Raw genomic sequence first — 17867 nt, forward strand, 5'->3', positions numbered from 1 at the left:
GCAGTGGGCGTGCCCACCGACAGGCATGCGTGCCCACCGACATGCGCTGTGTGCCCCTGCACCGGCTCGCGGCGCGATGCGGGAAGATGGAGCCCGTGAGTCTGTGGAGAGCGCCCCTCGCCGAATCGCCCGTGCACGCGACCGTGACCCTGCCCGGGTCGAAGTCGATCACCAACCGGGCCCTGATCCTCGCGGCGCTCGCGAGCGGGCCGTCCACCGTCACCGGGACCCTGCGCAGCCGCGACACCGATCTGATGATCGACGGCCTGCGGTCCCTGGGAGTCGACATCACCGAGGTCGGCTCCCCCACCACTCTGCGTGTGACTCCCGGCCCGTTGCACGGCGGGGCGGTCGACTGCGGGCTGGCGGGAACGGTGATGCGGTTTCTGCCGCCGGTGGCCGCCCTCGCGGACGGCGTCGTCGCTTTCGACGGGGACGAGCAGGCCCGCACCCGCCCGCTGGCCACGATCCTCGACGGGCTTCGCGGACTCGGGGTGGCGATCGACGGTGACGGTCTGCCGTTCACCGTCACCGGCCGCGGTTCCGTCGCCGGCGGTGAGGTGACGATCGACGCGTCCGGGTCGTCGCAGTTCGTGTCGGGCTTGCTGCTCTCGGCCGCCAGATTCAGCGACGGCGTGACCGTGCACCACGACGGCGCGTCGGTGCCGTCGATGCCGCACATCGACATGACGGTCGAGATGCTCCGCCGGGCCGGGGTCCGGGTGCACACGCCGGGCGCCGGTCAGCCGGCCACCTGGCGGGTCGAGCCGGGCCCTGTCGCGGCGGTCGACTGGGTCGTGGAGCCGGACCTGTCGAACGCGACCTCGTTCCTCGCCGCGGCGGCGGTGACCGGAGGCTCCGTGAGTGTGCCGCTGTGGCCTTCGGTGACCACCCAGCCGGGCGACGCGATCCGCGGCATCCTCACCGACATGGGGGCGACCGTGTCCCTGCGGGATTCCTTGCTGACGGTGGCCGGGCCGGAACGCCTGCGCGGCATCGACATCGACCTGCACGACATCGGCGAGCTGACGCCGACGGTGGCGGCACTGGCCGCCCTCGCCGACTCCCCGTCGACCCTGCGGGGCATCGCGCACCTGCGCGGTCACGAAACCGACCGGCTCGCGGCGCTGTCCACCGAGATCAACAATCTCGGCGGCGCGGTCACCGAGACCCCGGACGGCCTGCACATCGATCCCTGCCCCCTGCACGGCGGCGTGTGGCGTTCGTATGCCGACCACCGGATGGCCACCGCAGGCGCGATCCTCGGTCTGGTCGTGCCCGGTGTCGACGTCGACGACGTGGGCACCACGGCGAAAACCCTGCCAGGCTTCGAGAACCTTTGGGAGACAATGCTCCAGGACCAGATCGGGGCGCGCTCCTGAGCGCGCGCCGGTACGACGAGTCCGACGTCCGGATCCGCCCGGGCAAGGGCTCCCGGCCGCGCACCAAGACCCGGCCCGAGCACAAAGCCGCCGAGATCGCGATGGTCGTCTCGGTGGACCGCGGACGCTGGGGATGCGTGCTGGACGGCGACCCCGACCGGCCGGTGGTGGCGATGCGGGCACGCGAACTCGGCCGCACCCCGATCGTCGTCGGGGACCGGGTCGGCGTGGTCGGCGACGTCTCCGGCCGGGTCGACACCCTGGCCCGGATCGTGCGGGTCGAGGACCGGTCGACGGTGCTGCGCCGGACCGCGGACGACACGGATCCGTACGAGCGCGTGGTGGTCGCGAACGCCTCCCAGCTGCTGATCGTCGTCGCGCTGGCCGACCCGCCGCCGCGGACGGGATTCGTCGAGCGGGCACTGGTCGCCGCCTACGTCGGCGGGTTGGAGCCGATCCTGTGCCTGACGAAGGGCGATCTCGCGGATCACCGTGAATTCGCCGCCGCCTTCGAGGACCTCGACGTGCCGGTGGTGCTGGCGGGCACGTCCGAACCCCTCACCGCCGTGAAACACATTCTCGCAGGGAAGCTCACCGCCCTGATCGGCCACTCCGGAGTGGGCAAGTCGACGCTCGTCAATCGGCTTGTCCCCGAGGCGGATCGGGCCACCGGAGTGGTGTCGGGCGTCGGCAAGGGCCGGCACACGTCCACGCAGTCGGTGGCGCTGCCGTTGCCGAGCGCGGCCGACGCGCCGCGCGGCTGGGTCGTCGACACTCCGGGTATCCGCTCGTTCGGCCTCGCACACATCTCCCCCGACGACGTGATGGGGGCGTTCACCGATCTGGCGGCCGCGATCGAGGACTGCCCGCGCGGGTGCACGCACCTCGGACCTCCCGCGGACCCGGAGTGCGCGCTCGACCATCTCGAGGGGCAGGCGGCCCGCCGGGCGGGCGCGGTGCGGCAGCTGCTGGTGGCACTGTCGTCCAACGAGGCCTGGTGACCCTCGACCAGCGCCTTCGGGTCACGATTGGGTCAATTCGCTCGAGAACTCCTTGATCGTTACTCCACCGGTCTTACGCTGTACGGGCTCAACTCTGATTCGAATCAGCCCGCAAGTCACGACACAGGTGGGAGCCCTCCCACCGTCACGACCCAAGGAGTACTGATGAGTGATGCGTTTCTCGAAGCCGGTTCCGCCCTTCTCGGCAACTTCACCGACAGCATCAAGATCCTGCTGAACCTCGGTTCGTCGATCGTCGGATCCGACGAGTAGCAGCCCGAAACGCCGTTGGGCCCCGCCGTTTCCGGCGGGGCCCAACGAGGGTGACTCGACCCACAGAACACTCAGCGAGGCAGCAGTTTCCGGATGCCGCGCCGCTTCCGCGATTCCCGGATGGCGGTCTTCAGTCCGCGCGCGCGTCCGGTCGTGGGATCCACGGTGAGAACGGCCTCGCGCCCCTCCCACCTGCGTTCGGACGCCGTTTCCGGCGCATCGTCGACGGTGTCGTGGAGGTACTTGTTCGGCAGCGACAGCTTGGCGATCGTGCGCCACGCCTTGCCGTACTGCACCAGCAGCGGACCCGTGGTGTACGGCAGGTCGTACTTGTCACACAGTTCGCGCACCCGCACCGCGATCTCCGCGTAACGGTTCGACGGCAGATCCGGGAAGATGTGGTGCTCGATCTGGTAGCTGAGGTTGCCGGTCATGAAGTCCATCACCCGGCCGCCCGAGATGTTGGCGCTGCCCAGCATCTGCCGCAGGTACCACTGGGCCTGCGTCTCCTTGTCGACGTCCTCCTTGGTGAACTTCTCGGCACCGTCCGGGAAGTGGCCACAGAAGATGACGGCGTTGGTCCACACGTTGCGGATCACGTTGGCGGTCAGGTTCGCGGTCATGGTGGACTTCCATGCCTTGCCGGTCAGCGCCGGGAACACCACGTAGTCCTTGACGACCTGCTTGCCGATCTTCTCGCCGACCTCGCGCAGCTTGCGCTTGGTCTCCTCTCGGTCGTCGCGCCCCTTGGCCACCTTGCCGAGCTCGAGGTGCTGCGCCGCGACGCCGTACTGGAACGCCAGGGCGAGAACCGTGTTGTAGACCACGTTGCCGGCATTGAACGGCTTCCAGCGCTGGTCGCGGGTCACGCGCAGCAGGCCGTATCCCACATCGTCGTCCATGCCGAGGATGTTGGTGTACTTGTGATGCAGGTAGTTGTGGGTCTGCTTCCAGTGCGCCGACGGCCCGGCGTTGTCCCACTCCCAGTTCGCGGAGTGCACCTCGGGGTCGTTCATCCAGTCCCACTGCCCGTGCATCACGTTGTGCCCGAGCTCCATGTTCTCGATGATCTTGGCGACGCCGAGCATGCCCGCGCCGAGCAGCCACAGCGGGCGCTTCCGGCTGCCGAACAACACGGCCCGGCCGCCGATCTCGAGGGAACGCTGCAGCCGGATGGTGTTGCGCAGATACCGGGCGTCACGCTCGCCGCGGGACTCCTCGACGTCACGGCGGATCGCGTCCAGTTCCCGACCGAGGGCCTCGATGTCGGCCTCGGTCAGGTGCGCGTACTCCTTGATGTCTGAAATAGCCATGGCTCTCCCGGTCCTGAACTTCGAATTACCGGCTTACCGTACCGTAGGTTACGCCTGCGTAGGTTACCGATCCATTGCTGTGAGGTGAATCACAAACCGCGAAGTCGCCGCAACGCCGACCGCAACCCCGACCGCCGTCCGGTCACCGGATCGACGCGCGCCGAGCCGGAATCGCGGAACTTCCGTTCCGAGGAGGTCTCCGGCGCGTCGTCGGAGGTCGCCTTCAGAAGCCGGTCGGGTAGTGCCAGCTTGAGCACGGTCCGCAGGGACAACAGGTACTGACGCGAGAGCGGCCCGGTCGTGTACGGCAGGTCGTACTTGTCGCACAGCGCCCGAACGCGCACCGACACCTCACGCAACCGGTTGCTCGGCAGGTCGGGGAAGAGGTGGTGTTCGATCTGGTAGCTGAGGTTGCCGGTCATGAAGTCCATCACCCGGCCCCCGGAGATGTTGGCGCTGCCCAGCAACTGGCGCAGGTACCACTGAGGTTTCGTCTCCCGCTCGTGCTCCTCGATCGTGAACTTCTCGGCACCGTCCGGGAAGTGCCCACAGAAGATCACCGCGTGTGCCCACACGTTGCGGATCACATTCGCCGCCGCGTTCGCCGTCAGGGTGGTGCGCCAGGCGGGCCCGGTCAACGCCGGGAAGATGACGAAGTCCTTGACCACCTGCCGGGTCGCCTTGCGGGCGAACTCCCGATCCACCTCGCGGCGATGATCGTCGCCGCGGGCGGCCTCGGCCTCGCGGGTGATGTGCCAGTCGTGCAGCGCGATGCCCCACTCGAAGCCCACCGCGAGGACGACGTTCGCCACTGGCTGCAGCAGATTGACCGGCCGCCACGGCACGTCCCGGGTGATCCGGATGATTCCGAACTGGACGTCCTCGTCCATCCCGACGACGTTCGTGTACGTGTGGTGCGAGTAGTTGTGCGCCCGCTTCCACTGCGACGACGGACCGGTCTGGTCCCATTCCCAGGTGGTCGAGTGGATCTCCGGATCGTTCATCCAGTCCCACTGCCCGTGCACGATGTTGTGCCCGAGCTCCATGTTCTCGACGATCTTCGCGACGCCGAGCATCGCGGTCCCCGCCAGCCAGGCCGGCCGGTACCGGCTGCCGAACAGGATCGCCCGGCCGCCGATCTCCAGGGCCCGCTGCAGGCGGATCACATTGTGGACGTACCGCGCGTCGGCGGCGCCGCGCGAGTTCTCCACGTCCCGCCGGATCGCATCCATCTCCCGCCCGAGCGCCTCGATGTCGGCCTCGGTCAGGTGCGAAAATTCCTTGATGTCCGTGATGGCCATGATCGGCGCTACAGGTCGATGGTGCAGTCGCCGGCAGCGACCGAGATACAGGTCTGCACCCGTTCACCCTCGCCGTGCTCCCGACCGGACCGCAGATCCCGCACATGCCCGGACAGCAGCGGGGCAACACACGTCTGGCAGATTCCCATCCGGCAGCCGAACGGCATCTGCACACCAAGGTTCTCTCCGGCCTCCAGCACGGTCGTGGCGCCGTCGACCTCGGCGGAGCGCTCCGACTTGGCGAAGGTCACAGTGCCGCCCTGGCCTGACAAGTCGGCACGCGAGATCGTGAACCGCTCGGTGTGCAGCCGGTCCGCGATCCCGGCCTCGGCCCACACCTTCTCGACCTCGTCGAGCATCTTCACCGGACCGCACGCCCAGGTCTGCCGCTCCCGCCAGTCCGGGTACATCTCGTCGAGGTCGGCCAGCTTGAACCGGCCGCCGGTGCGGGTGTGCTGGACGTGCGAGACGAAGGTCGGGTGCGAGTCGTGCAGCGCCGCCAACTCCTCGCCGAACATCACATCCTGTTCCGTCGGCGCGGAGTGCACGTGCACCACGTCCGGCACCGTGCCCCGGCGCACCATCGACCGCAGCATCGCCATCACCGGCGTGACGCCGCTGCCCGCGGTGATGAAGAGGATCTTCTCCGGCGGCGGTTCCGGCAGCGAGAAGTTGCCCTGCGGCGCGGCCAGGCGCACCACGGTGCCCGCAGGCACGCCGTTGATCAGATGGCTTGACAGCCGGCCCTCGGGCATCGCCTTGACCGCGATCGTGATCAGCTTCCGGTCCCGGCTCGGCGGCGACGTGAGCGAGTACGAGCGCCAGTGGAAGCGGCCGTCGACGAGAAGGCCGATGCCGATGTACTGGCCGGGCTGGTAGTCGAAGTCGAATCCCCAGCCCGGCCTGATGACGAGGGTCGCCGAGTCGCACGTCTCCTTGCGAACCTCGACGATCTTGCCGCGGAGTTCGCGCGCCGACCACAACGGATTCGCCAGATGCAGGAAGTCGTCCGGCAACAGCGGGGTCGTGACTCGGGTCACCGCCCCGCGCAGCATGTTCACACTCGGCCGTCGCGGTGCCGACACATCTGCCGCCGGCGCCTCGAGCCACTTCCTCAAGCCCATCAAACTTCCGTCCACTCGGATAGGTTACGGGTCCGTAGGTTACCCGCAGGTGGCGCGGCCTGTCACGCAGTCCGCGGCTCTGTCAGAGCAGTTCGAGCAGGAAGGGCAGTTCCTGGGTGGCATACCAGGCCAGATCGTGGTCCTCCGCGTCACCGAGGACGAACTCGGCATCCGCGTCGCCGAGGTCCGCCGCGTCCACGACCGACGCGGCCCGCTCGATCGCCTGCTCGGCCTCCGACAGGTCCACGTGCACCGATGCCACCGCCGACAGCGGCAGCGGTGCCGCGAGCCGCACCACGGCGTCGTCGAGGTCCGGTCGCAGCGTCACCTCGTCCACATCGGCCGCGATCACGGCCCGCCGGTACACTACCGCCCCCGGCTCGGCGGAACCCGCCTCACCGGCCTCCACGTCGCCGGCCTCCGTCGCGATCAACCGCAGCGACGCCCGTGCGGCCTCGTTCATCGCGACCTCGGCAAGCTCGTCGTCGTCCCCGGCGGCGTATGCCTCGCGCAGTGTCGGCGTCACCGCGAACGCCGTCCGGCTGATCGGGTTCAGCTCCTCCTCGGCGACCAGCCGCTGCAGCATCGCGATCGTGGCGGGCACGTAAACCCTCATGCATTCCCCTTCACCGGCAGGCTTCAAGCAACTCGTCGAGCGCTTCGTACAGCAACCCGGTCAGCACGTCGACATCGGACATCGCATCCCGGTCACCGTTCAAACCGTAGTAGACGTGCCCGTCGTACGACGTCAGGCCGATGCTCACCGCCTGGTTTCGGATCAGCGGCGACACCGGATAGGTCTCGAGCAACTCGGCGCCGCCGAGGCACAGCGTCGACTGCGGCCCGGGCGCGTTGGTGATCATCACGTTGAACATCCGCTGCGACAGCCCACTCGCCATTCGCAGTCCCATCGCGTGCAGTGTCGCCGGCGCGGTCCCGGACACCCGCACCAGCGTCTGCGCCGCCACCGTCCGGTTCTGACGGGTGTGCGCCTCCGTTGCGTGCGCGATGTGCGACAGTCGCACAACGGGATTCGGCTCCCCCACCGGCAGGTCGATCAGCAACGACGAGGCGCGGCGCTCGTCACCGCGCGGCTCGTCGCCCGCGAGCCGCTCCGCCCCGCCCTCGACGTCGGTGGTCGGCGCTCCACGCTCGGTGTCGGTGATCGGCGCTCCGACGGCGCTGTCGGGCGACGACACGTCGATCGCGATCGGCACCATCGCTCGTACCGTGGAGAACGCGGTGACCGGCTCACCGCGCGAGAGCAGCCAGTTCCGCAACGCCCCGGTCAGCACCGCCAGAATCACGTCGTTCACCGTGCACCCGAACCGGCGGCGCACGGTCCGGTACTCCTCGAGCGAGGTCTTCGCGGTGGCGAATCGGCGATTACGCGAGATCGTCGCGTTCAACGGTGACGCCGGTGCGGCGGTCGCCGCGGTCCGCAACAACGCAGCGACGTTCCCGACCGCGCTGGTCGCGGTCCCGACCACGTCCCCGACGAGCGCCTTCACCGTCGCCGCCCCCTCGGCCGGCCGCGCGATCATCTCCGCGAGCGCACCGAGCACCAACTCGGCCTCCCGGGGTTCGCGCCCGGGCATCCACAGTTCCTCCGGCACCTCCCGCGGTTGGTCGCACCGGTCGAAGATCACTTGGCCGATCTCGAGCGCGTCGACACCGTCGACCAGCGCCGAGTGCGACTTGGTGAAGATCGCGATGCGGTCCTCCGCCAGTCCTTCCACCAGGTACATCTCCCACAGCGGCCGGCTGCGGTCCAGTGGCCGCGACGTCAGGCGCGCGACCAGGTCGTGCAACTGTTCGTCGGAGCCCGGCTTGGGCAGTGCCGAACGCCGCACGTGGTAGGTGATGTCGAAGTCGCGGTCGTCGACCCACACCGGCCGCGCCAACCCGAACACCACCTCGCGCACCCGTTGCCGATAGCGCGGGACCAGGGGCAACCGCTTCTCGACGTGCGTGAGCAGGTCCTCGTAGTCCAGGCCGCCCTCCGGTGCGCGCAGGATCGCCAACGATCCGAGATGCATCGGAGTGCTGCTCGCCTCCAAGAAGTAGAAGGACGCGTCCTGCGTGCTCAGCCTGCTGTCCATGCCACCCCCGTGTTCATGTGTCCCCCGTACCGGAGTTCGCGCTGTCGCCCGGCACGCCGGTGTCAGGGTCGAACAGTATCCGCAGTTCCGCCACCGTGACGTCCACGTCCACATGATGGACTCCGACCATGCCCGCCGCGACCGCACCGCGAACGTTGACCGTCAGGTCGTCGACGAACACACACTGCCCGGGCTCGATGTCGAGCAGTCGGGCCGCGTGCCGGTAGATCCGGGGATCGGGTTTGGCCAGGCCGACGTCACCGGACAGGACGACCTCGTCGACGAACCGCCCGCCGCCGAGATTCCGGAGCGCCGCGCCACCCGGACCACCCGGGTCGTTGCTGAGCAGCACGGTCCGCACCCCCCGCGCACGGAGCTCGTCGACCAGCCCGCGCAGCGGGTCCGGGTCGGGCTGTGCGCCGTCGAGGACGCCTCCGAAGTCGAGTACCAGACCCCTCATTGGGCCAACCCTAGGGCGTGTCTCCCGATCCCAGGCACCACCGCCCCCTCGTTCCGCGGAAACCGTGCGGTCGAGGACGATTCGTGCGATTCTCTCCCCGCCCGGACTCTCCCCGGGCTCGACCCACTCCCGCGCCTGTGGCGCACCCGTCGAGCGCGCCCCGGCACATCGGATCAGGCGCGAAGAGGAGAGCACGCATGAGGACCTATGTCACCGCCGCACCCCACGCGGAACCGCCGACCGCGCCCGAACCGGCAACCCGACCGCAGGCGCAGTGCGCGCGACGACCGGACCTGCACGCACCTCGTCGCGTCCCGCACACTGCCCGCACGGGGCACCGCACCACCGGCGATCCCGCCGGTGCCTGCGTCGGCCCGGACCGCCCGGCCGCGACCGGGGCGGACCGCCCGGACCTCGAGTGCCGACGATTCGCCGAGGTCACCCTGCGGATGATCCTCGAGGTACTCGACCACCGCCGCCAAGCGTCGGCACTGCGACCACTCCTGGCATCCACACCGTTCGACCTCGTGACCGCACTGACCCGTGCCGGCGCACCGGGGCGCCGGCTGGGCGCGGCCCGACTGAGACGGGTGCACCTGCACCCCGGTGGACCCGACCGTGCCGAGGTGTTCGGCAGCTACGCCCGCGGCGAACGCACCTTCGCGATCGCGGGTCGCCTCGAACGCACACCAGCCGCCCGCCGGCATTCCGAGGAAGCCGGGGGCGGCTGGGTGTTCACAGCACTACAGGTGGGCTGACACCGGCCCGACGGCACCGGGCGTGACGTCGGGCCGAGGTTTGGTCAGCGATTCTTCTTCGGCCGCGACTTCTTGCCGTCCCGCTCGGCCTGCCTGCGTTCCCGTCGGGTGGGGCCGACGGTGGACGCGGCGGAGCCGCCACTGGTCCGCACCGCCGCGGTGCCGTCCTCGGCCGGGCCCGAGAAGGTCAGCGGGCTCTCGTTCTGCTCGTCGAGACCCTTCGCCCGCAGCGCGGCGGGCGCGGCAGGCTGAGGCGCCGCCTGCTCGGCCCGCGCGGTCTGCTCGGCCGGTGCGGTCGCGGTCGCGGTCTGCGCCGCGGCGACCTCGCTGCGCGCGGCGGCGGCAGCGGTGGTCCACCCCGACTGCTGCGGCGCCGGAGCGGCCTCGACCTGCAGGTTGAACAGGAAGCCGACCGACTCCTCCTTCAGACCCTCGAGCATCGCGGTGAACATGTCGTAGCCCTCCCGCTGGTACTCGACGAGCGGGTCACGCTGCGCCATCGCCCGCAGGCCGATGCCCTCCTTGAGGTAGTCCATCTCGTAGAGGTGTTCACGCCACTTGCGGTCGAGGACGGACAGCAGCACCCGGCGCTCGAGTTCACGCATGCCGTTCTCGCCGGCGATCGCGTCGATCTGCTGCTCCCGCTGTGCGTAGGCGGAACGGACGTCGGCGAGCAGCGCGTCACGCAGCTCGTCGCGGGACAGGTCGCCCCGCTCGCCGTCCTCGGTCTCGCCGGTGAGCGCATGGTGATCGATGCCGACCGGGTACAGCGTCTTCAGTGCGGTCCACAGCTGGTCGAGATCCCAGTCCTCGACGTAGCCCTCGGAGGTGGCGCCGTCCACGTAGGCGGTGACCACGTCGGTGATCATCTTTTCGACCTGGCCCTCCATGTCCTCGCCCGCGAGGATCCGGCGACGCTCGTCGTAGATGACCGTGCGCTGCTGGTTCATCACCTCGTCGTACTTGAGGACGTTCTTGCGGATCTCGAAGTTCTGCTGCTCAACCTGCGTCTGCGCGCTCTTGATCGCCTTCGAGACCATCTTCGCCTCGATCGGCACGTCGTCCGGCAGGTTGAGCCGGGTCATGATCGACTCGAGCGCCGCACCGTTGAACCGGCGCATCAACTCGTCACCGAGCGAGAGGTAGAAACGCGATTCACCCGGATCGCCCTGACGGCCGGAGCGACCGCGCAACTGGTTGTCGATGCGGCGCGACTCGTGCCGCTCGGTGCCGAGCACGTACAGTCCGCCGGCCTCCCGAACCTGGTCTGCGTCCGCCTTGACCTGTGCCTGCACCTGCGCGAGCGCGTCGTCCCAGGCCGCCTCGTACTCGTCCGGCGTCTCGACCGGGTCCAGGCCCTGCTTGCGCAGCAGCACGTCGGCGATGATGTCCGGGTTGCCACCGAGGACGACGTCGGTGCCACGGCCCGCCATGTTGGTGGCGACGGTGACCGCACCGGTCCGGCCGGCCTCCGCGACGATCTGTGCTTCCTTCTCGTGGAACTTCGCGTTGAGCACGTTGTGCGCGATCCCGCGCTTGGTGAACTGCTTCGACAGGTACTCGGAGCGCTCGACGCTGGTGGTGCCGATCAGCACCGGCTGCCCATTGGCGTGCCGCTCGGCGACGTCGTCGACGACGGCGTCGAACTTCGCCTCCTCCGTCTTGTAGATCAGGTCGCCCTGATCGACGCGGATCATCGGCTTGTTCGTCGGGATCGGGATGACGCCGAGCTCGTAGGTTTGGTGCAGCTCGGCCGCCTCCGTCTCGGCGGTACCGGTCATGCCGGACAGCTTGTCGTAGAGCCGGAAATAGTTCTGCAGCGTGATCGTGGCGAGGGTCTGGTTCTCGGCCTTGATCTCGACCTTCTCCTTGGCCTCGATCGCCTGGTGCATGCCCTCGTTGTAGCGCCGGCCGACAAGGATGCGACCGGTGAACTCGTCGACGATGATGACCTCGCCGTCGCGGACGATGTAGTCCTTGTCCCGCTGGTAGAGCTCCTTGGCCTTGATCGCGTTGTTCAGGTAGCTGACCAGCGGCGAGTTGGCGGCCTCGTAGAGGTTGTCGATGCCCAGCTGGTCCTCGACGAACTCGACGCCCGCCTCGTGCACGCCGACGGTCCGCTTCTTGATGTCGACCTCGTAGTGGACGTCCCGCTTGAGCAGCGGCACGATGCGCGCGAACTCGCCGTACCACTTGCTGGAGGCGTCCGCCGGGCCCGAGATGATCAGCGGGGTCCGCGCCTCGTCGATGAGGATCGAGTCGACCTCGTCGACGATGGCGAAGCTGTGCCCGCGCTGCACCAGGTCGTCGAGGGTGTGCGTCATGTTGTCACGCAGGTAGTCGAACCCGAACTCGTTGTTGGTGCCGTAGGTGATGTCCGCGGCATAGGCGTCACGTCGCTGCGCCGGGGTCATCCCGGACAGGATCACGTTGGTCTCGAGACCGAGGGAGCGGTGCACACGGCCCATCCACTCGGAGTCACGCTTGGCCAGGTAGTCGTTGACGGTGACGACGTGCACGCCGTTGCCCGCGATGGCGTTGAGGTAGGCGGGGAGCACGCAGGTCAGGGTCTTGCCCTCACCGGTCTTCATCTCCGCCACGTTGCCGAAGTGCAGGGCCGCACCGCCCATGATCTGCACGATGTAGTGCTTCTGGCCGAGCACCCGCGAGGACGCCTCCCGAGCGGTCGCGAACGCCTCCGGCAGCAGGTCGTCGAGCGACTCCCCCTTCGCGTACCGGTCCCTGAACTCGGCGGTCTTGTCCCGCAACTGCTGGTCGGACAGGGCCTCGTAGTCGGGCGAGAGGGTATCGACGTGCTCGGCGATGTGCTTGAGCCGCTTGACCATGCGACCTTCACCAACACGGAGCAGCTTGGACAGTGACAGCGAGGGCACGGGCTTGAACGTCCTAGGGTCTCGGCGGGCAGGTGGCGATCCTGCCGTCACAGCAGGATCCGGTCGAGTGGAGTGAACCCCTCGACCGGATCCCATGGTAGGCGCTGTGGCGGCTGATCGAGTCGATCGACCGCTCATTCTTGTCTGTTACTCAGGCTTCCCCGGCATCTCCCGGGCCATTTTGTTGCCCGAATGTTGCCGAGTGCGCCGATTCAGGCGAGCCGGATCAGTCCGTAGTCGAAGGCGTGTCGCCGGTAGACGACGGACGGTCGGTCCGTCTCCTTGTCGTGGAACAGGAAGAAGTCGTGTCCGACCAGTTCCATCTCGTACAGGGCGTCGTCGACGGTCATCGGCGCCGCGGAGTGCACCTTCGTGCGGACTATCTGTCCCGGACCCTCCGGCTGCTCGGGCTCGAGGGACAGATCGGGCGAGATCCCGAGGGAGTCGTCCTCGGCCAGCGTCGCTGTCGCCTCTGCGACCGACACCGGCGTCTTGTCGCCGTAATGGACGCGACGACGATCCTTTGTGCGACGCAACCTGGCCTCCAGCTTGGAGGTCACGCTCTCGAAGGCGGCGTAGAAACTGTCGGCGGCGGCTTCCGCTCGAACGACGGGGCCCTTGCCGCGCGCCGTGATTTCCACCCGCTGGCAGTTCTTGGCCTGCCGGCGATTGCGTTCGTGTTGGAGTTCGACGTCGAAGTGGTAGATCGTCGGATCGAAGCGCTCGAGGCGAGCGAGCTTCTCGGATACGTAGACCCGGAAATGGTCCGGGACCTCGACATTGCGGCCCTTGACCACGATCTCGGAGCGTGGGGCTTCGGATTGCCCGGTGGATTCTGCAGCGTCCTGAACGAAGACAGATGCTGTCGAAGGGGTCGTCACGCGTACCTCCCGAATACGGCCGAGCCAAGAAATTGACCTGCGGCGGATGAGCTACGCCGGGAAGGGGACCGCCCGGCGTCAGGGTCTGGAACTATCACCTCCCACCCGTTTCGTCGGCTGTGTTGGCGACGGTAGTACGAGTTCGACCCGAGTGCCAGCATTGGCGCCGAACGCGTCATGCGGCGGTGATCACAAGGGCCGCATCGACCCGCACGCCCCCTGCCGTCAGCGCGCGAACCGACTCGGCCGCGGTCGCTCCGGTGGTGAGGACGTCGTCGATCAGCAGCACGCAATCAGACCTCCCGATCGCCGGTGTCGGGGCCACGCGGATGCGCCCTGCGAGGTTCTCCACCCGCTCCCGCGCCGACAGACCCACCGAATCCCTGACTCCCGCAGAGAATTTCAGGGACCGATCGACACGCACCGCTTCGGGCGCCAGGGCGGCGGCCGCCGCCCGTGCCGCCGCGTGCACAGGATCACCACCGCGAGCACGCGCCGCACGCGGCCGACTTGGCGCCGGAACCAGCACCAGACTCGCCAATTCGGGAGGGTCGATCTCGCCGCACGCACGCAGGCGCCGGACCGCGGCCGCCAGTCCCGCACCGAGTGGCCGCGCGAGGTCGCGCCGGCCGCGCTCCTTCGCGGCGATCACCGCTGCCCGGCGGGGCCCGCTGTGCGACCCGAGCGCCCACACCGGAACCCCCGGATCCACCCGGGGCGTCACCGCAACCGGCTCACCCGACAGCAGCGTCGAACATCGCGGACACCACAGGGTGCCTGCCGCACCGCAGCCGCCGCATTCGCGGGGCAGGACCAGATCCAGCAACGCACGCATACCGGCAGTGTGCGCGGGACCACCGACACGCGGCGCCGTCGCTGCCCGGCGGACGGCCTCCGGTCAGCCGGGCAGCACCGGGACGGCCTTCACCCCGGTCAGGCCGGGCACCTCGCGCCAGTAGCGGTCGCCGGTCGGGTCGGTGCTGTTCAGCTGGAAGACCGCCCGCGTGTCCGCGACGAACGTCGTCGTCGGACTCGCGTCCACCGCCGTCACCGGCGGGGTGAGGTTGCGGCTCGGCAGCGCGTCCATCCGGGAGCCGTCGACAGCGACGGTGACGACCGGGATGTCCGACGCCGCCCGTGCCACCACGACCGCGTCACTGCTGGACCAGTCCAGCGCCACCGCCGGGCTCCCGAGCCCGACCGCGATCGGCACCCCCGAGGACAGGCGGTAGCTGCCGTCCTCCCTGGGCACGACCGTCAGCATGAACACCTTGCCGTCGATGATCGCCGCGGCCCGGACCCCGTCCCGGGAGAGCCGCAACTCGGTGATCGTGGTGCCGAGAGCGGCGATGTCGGCGGTGTCCACCGGCTGCGCGGACATCTCCCCCGACGGCGCACGCGACACACGCACCACCTTCGACCCGTCCACGACCGTCCACACCGCCGAGTCCTCGAACGCCCACGTCGGCCGCGTGAGGGTCGCACCTTCGAGGACGGAGGTCGCGAGCCCGTCGATCGGTCCGATCATCAGTGCCGAGAGCTGGTCCGGCGCCGGGCGCAGGGGTGCGGCGACCGCGGCCGCGGAGTCGCCGTCCCGGGACACCGCGATCGACCGCAGGCCCGGACTGGTCCCGAAGTAGCCCGGGATGGATTCGACGCCGGAGTCGGAGACCCGGACCAGCGAACCGTCACGCAGGGCGTGCAGCCCGACCGTGTCCGCAGCCGAAGCCGCCGGATTCGTCGAGGACACGTCCGCCGTCGTCCACCCGTTCGGCAGTCGGTCGTCGAGTGGCTTCCCGTCGCCCATCAGAACGTACGGTCCCGGGATCTCGGCGTTCGCCAGCGTCCACACCACCTGGGCGGCCATCCGGTCCCGACTGACCACGTCCAGCGCGTCGGTGCCCTCGAACTCGATCCGCAGGCCACCGAACCCGACACCGACGCCCGCGCTGCGCCCGTCCGCCTTCGTGACCGGTTCCTTCAGCCGAACCTCGTCGAGCTGGTTCGACACCGCTCCCTTCAGCGTGGGCTTCGGCCCGGCGATCAGCATTTCGATCAGGGTGTCGGCCAGGTCCTGCGGAGTCGACGTGATCCACCGAAGGTCCGGGACGGCGGTCGACCCGGTCGGGTCCAGGAAGTAGAGCGACTTGCGCTGATAGGTCTTGAGGAACTGCGGGCGGTCGAGGGTGACACCCGGGGGCAGTTCGTTGATCCGCCATTCACCGGCGTCCAGGACCAGCCGGATCGTGGCCTCGTACGTCCCGTCCACCGCCTGATAGACGCCCTCCGGGTCGAGTTGCCCAACCCGGTTCGCCCGGATCGTGTAGTTGGCCTTGTCGCCGGACCGCGATTCCTCGAGCACGTCGACCTTGTCGACGATCGACGTACTGGCGGTGTCGTCCCACGCTGCGGCGGCGCCGGCGGTCATGAACTGCCGTGCCGCGGCGTGCTCGTCGGTCGGATCGGTGCTGGCCGCGAAGAAGTCCCGCAGCAGCAGGTTCGGATCTCGCCCGGGGATCGGTGCGGGCACCGTCGGGTTCGCCGGTTCCTGTGCGATCGTGCCGATCGCCTGCGGAGTGGACGAATCCGGCAGGCTGGCGCAGCCGCCGAGCAGTACGGCGACCGCTCCCGCCGCTGCACACACTCCGTACCGCCGCCTCATGTCCGTCGCTCCCGCAGAACCGGAATGCTGCTCGTCTCGTCGGGATCGAGCGGCTCGCTCTTCGCTCCGTCGGCGACGGGCGGCTCCGGGTGCTCGCCGGGGGCCCGGCCCTGGACGCGCTTGATCGTCGGCGGGCGCAGCGGCAGCGGACTGCTGGTCACCTTGTGCCCCCGCACCAGCGGCAAGGTCAACCGGAAGCAGGCTCCGACGCCGGGCTCACCCCACGCTTCGAGCCTGCCGTCGTGCAGTCGGGCATCCTCGACGCTGATCGCCAGCCCCAGACCGGTGCCGCCGGACCGGCGCACCCGCGACGGATCGGATCGCCAGAACCGGTTGAACACCAGCTTCTCCTCCCCCGGATGCAGGCCGATGCCCTGGTCGCGCACGATGAAGGCGGCCGCATCGTCGTCGGCGCGCAACCGCAGCAGCACCGGTTTGCCCTCGCCGTGGTCGATCGCGTTCGCGAGCAGGTTACGCAGGATCCGCTCGACCCGCCGCGGGTCGACGGTCGCGAACACCGGTTCCTCCGGCAGGTCGAGGATCAGTTCGGTGCCGGTTTCCCGGGCGAGGTGCCGGATCGTGGACACCGCCGCACGGGCACTCATCCGCAGGTCCAGCCTCTCGGCGGCGAGCTCGGCGACGCCGGCGTCGTGCCGGCTGATCTCCAGGAGGTCGTTCAGCAGCGACTCGAACCGGTCGAGCTCCGCAACCAGCAGTTCCGACGACCGCCGCAGCGCGGGGTCGAGGTCGGCGCTGCCGTCGTGGATCAGGTCGGCCGCCATCCGGACGGTGGTCAGCGGGGTGCGCAGCTCGTGGCTGACGTCGGAGGTGAACCGCTTCTGCAGGTTGCCGAACTCCTCGAGCTGGGCGATCTGCTTCGACAGCGATTCGGCCATGTCGTTGAACCACATCGCGAGCCGGGCCATGTCGTCCTCGCCTCGCACGGGCATGCGTTCGCGCAGCTTGCCCTCCGCGAACCGTTCGGCGATCCGGGACGCGGACCGGATCGGGAGCACCACCTGCCGCGCGACGATCAACGAGATCGCGGCCAGCAACACCAACAGCACCGCGCCGCCGATCAGCAGGGTGCTGCGCATCAGCGACAGGCTGCGGTCCTCGCCGGCCAGGGGGAACACCAGGTACAGCTCGAGGTCGGGGATGTCGGTGACCACCGGGCTGCCGACGATGAGAGCGGGCCCGGAGTAGCCGTCGGGATCGTTCACCGTCGAGAACTGGTAGCTGATCTGCCCGTTGTGCACGAACTCGCGCAGGTTCCGCGGGATCTGGTCGAACGGTCCCGCCGTGGGTTCCGCGGCCACCGGCTCGGTGTTGGCGATCAGCACCGGGTCGAACGTACCCGCCGCACCCGACGCCGGACCGGCGTCCACGTTGCGGTTCGTCAGCGACGCGCGCGCACCCTCCAACCGGGTGCCCACCGCCGTCGTCTCGTCCGTGCCGGCGAGGTAACTCTGCACCGCGCCACGGGCACGGTCCATCTCCTCGGTGGCCGCGGAGATCTTCGCCTCCAGCAGACGATCGGTGATCTGACTCGTCAGGACGACACCGAGGATGGTGATGACGACCAGCGACAGGGTCAGCGTGGAGACGACGACTCGCAGCTGCAGCGAACGACGCCACAGGTGCGCGAGAGATCGACTCAGATTTCGGAACCGGCGGAGCAGCGGTGTGAAGGTTCCGTTGATCCGCCGGCGCATA

At 69.0% G+C, this 17867-nt stretch carries 14 protein-coding genes; 3 read left to right on the top strand and 11 right to left on the bottom strand.

All coding sequences use genetic code 11. From position 1 onward, the window contains the following. Positions 1-86 precede the first annotated feature (86 nt). On the top strand, positions 87-1382 hold the full coding sequence (gene aroA / locus ACWDU4_RS20290) for a 3-phosphoshikimate 1-carboxyvinyltransferase (protein WP_450115717.1): 1296 nt from the start codon (positions 87-89) through the stop codon (positions 1380-1382). Next, complete coding sequence (rsgA, locus tag ACWDU4_RS20295; protein ID WP_450115718.1) at positions 1340-2383, top strand: ribosome small subunit-dependent GTPase A; 1044 nt, start codon at positions 1340-1342, stop codon at positions 2381-2383. Before aroA ends, rsgA begins: the two co-directional genes overlap by 43 nt. A gap of 344 nt (positions 2384-2727) precedes the next feature. Here the strand turns inward: rsgA and ACWDU4_RS20300 are convergent, their stop codons facing one another. From ACWDU4_RS20300 to ACWDU4_RS20325, 6 genes are all read right to left on the bottom strand, one after another. Further along, entirely contained in the window at positions 2728-3969 is a 1242-nt protein-coding gene (locus tag ACWDU4_RS20300; RefSeq protein ID WP_450115719.1) for a fatty acid desaturase family protein, read from the bottom strand. 89 nt (positions 3970-4058) lie between these two features. Further along, positions 4059-5270 carry a fatty acid desaturase family protein gene (locus ACWDU4_RS20305; RefSeq protein ID WP_450115720.1) on the bottom strand — a complete coding sequence of 404 codons (1212 nt, stop codon included), beginning with the start codon at positions 5268-5270 and terminating at the stop codon, positions 4059-4061. A gap of 8 nt (positions 5271-5278) precedes the next feature. Beyond that, on the bottom strand, positions 5279-6394 hold the full coding sequence (locus tag ACWDU4_RS20310; RefSeq protein WP_450115721.1) for a ferredoxin reductase: 1116 nt from the start codon (positions 6392-6394) through the stop codon (positions 5279-5281). An 82-nt stretch (positions 6395-6476) separates the two neighbouring features. After that, a complete protein-coding gene (locus ACWDU4_RS20315; RefSeq protein ID WP_450115722.1) occupies positions 6477-7010 on the bottom strand; it encodes a DUF6912 family protein in 534 nt (177 codons plus the stop codon). 10 nt (positions 7011-7020) lie between these two features. Further along, complete coding sequence (locus ACWDU4_RS20320) at positions 7021-8496, bottom strand: WS/DGAT/MGAT family O-acyltransferase (protein WP_450115723.1); 1476 nt, start codon at positions 8494-8496, stop codon at positions 7021-7023. Between the two features lie 13 nt (positions 8497-8509). Continuing rightward, positions 8510-8956 (bottom strand): HAD family hydrolase, encoded by a 447-nt coding sequence (locus tag ACWDU4_RS20325; RefSeq protein ID WP_450115724.1) that lies wholly within the window; start codon positions 8954-8956, stop codon positions 8510-8512. A 197-nt stretch (positions 8957-9153) separates the two neighbouring features. Here ACWDU4_RS20325 and ACWDU4_RS20330 point away from each other — a divergent pair, with 197 nt between their 5' ends. After that, on the top strand, positions 9154-9714 hold the full coding sequence (locus tag ACWDU4_RS20330; RefSeq protein ID WP_450115725.1) for an Rv3235 family protein: 561 nt from the start codon (positions 9154-9156) through the stop codon (positions 9712-9714). A gap of 44 nt (positions 9715-9758) precedes the next feature. Here the strand turns inward: ACWDU4_RS20330 and secA are convergent, their stop codons facing one another. From secA to mtrB, 5 genes are all read right to left on the bottom strand, one after another. Then, positions 9759-12560 carry a preprotein translocase subunit SecA gene (gene secA / locus ACWDU4_RS20335; RefSeq protein WP_450115758.1) on the bottom strand — a complete coding sequence of 934 codons (2802 nt, stop codon included), beginning with the start codon at positions 12558-12560 and terminating at the stop codon, positions 9759-9761. A gap of 260 nt (positions 12561-12820) precedes the next feature. Then, complete coding sequence (gene hpf / locus ACWDU4_RS20340) at positions 12821-13489, bottom strand: ribosome hibernation-promoting factor, HPF/YfiA family (RefSeq protein WP_450115726.1); 669 nt, start codon at positions 13487-13489, stop codon at positions 12821-12823. 175 nt (positions 13490-13664) lie between these two features. Then, positions 13665-14324, bottom strand: coding sequence for a ComF family protein (locus ACWDU4_RS20345; protein WP_450115727.1), 660 nt, complete (start codon positions 14322-14324; stop codon positions 13665-13667). 63 nt (positions 14325-14387) lie between these two features. Then, positions 14388-16151 carry an MtrAB system accessory lipoprotein LpqB gene (gene lpqB, locus ACWDU4_RS20350; protein WP_450115728.1) on the bottom strand — a complete coding sequence of 588 codons (1764 nt, stop codon included), beginning with the start codon at positions 16149-16151 and terminating at the stop codon, positions 14388-14390. Continuing rightward, a complete protein-coding gene (mtrB, locus tag ACWDU4_RS20355) occupies positions 16148-17866 on the bottom strand; it encodes an MtrAB system histidine kinase MtrB (RefSeq protein ID WP_450115759.1) in 1719 nt (572 codons plus the stop codon). Before mtrB ends, lpqB begins: the two co-directional genes overlap by 4 nt. Position 17867: the final 1 nt, after the last annotated feature.

The organism is Rhodococcus sp. NPDC003348 (assembly GCF_053589375.1).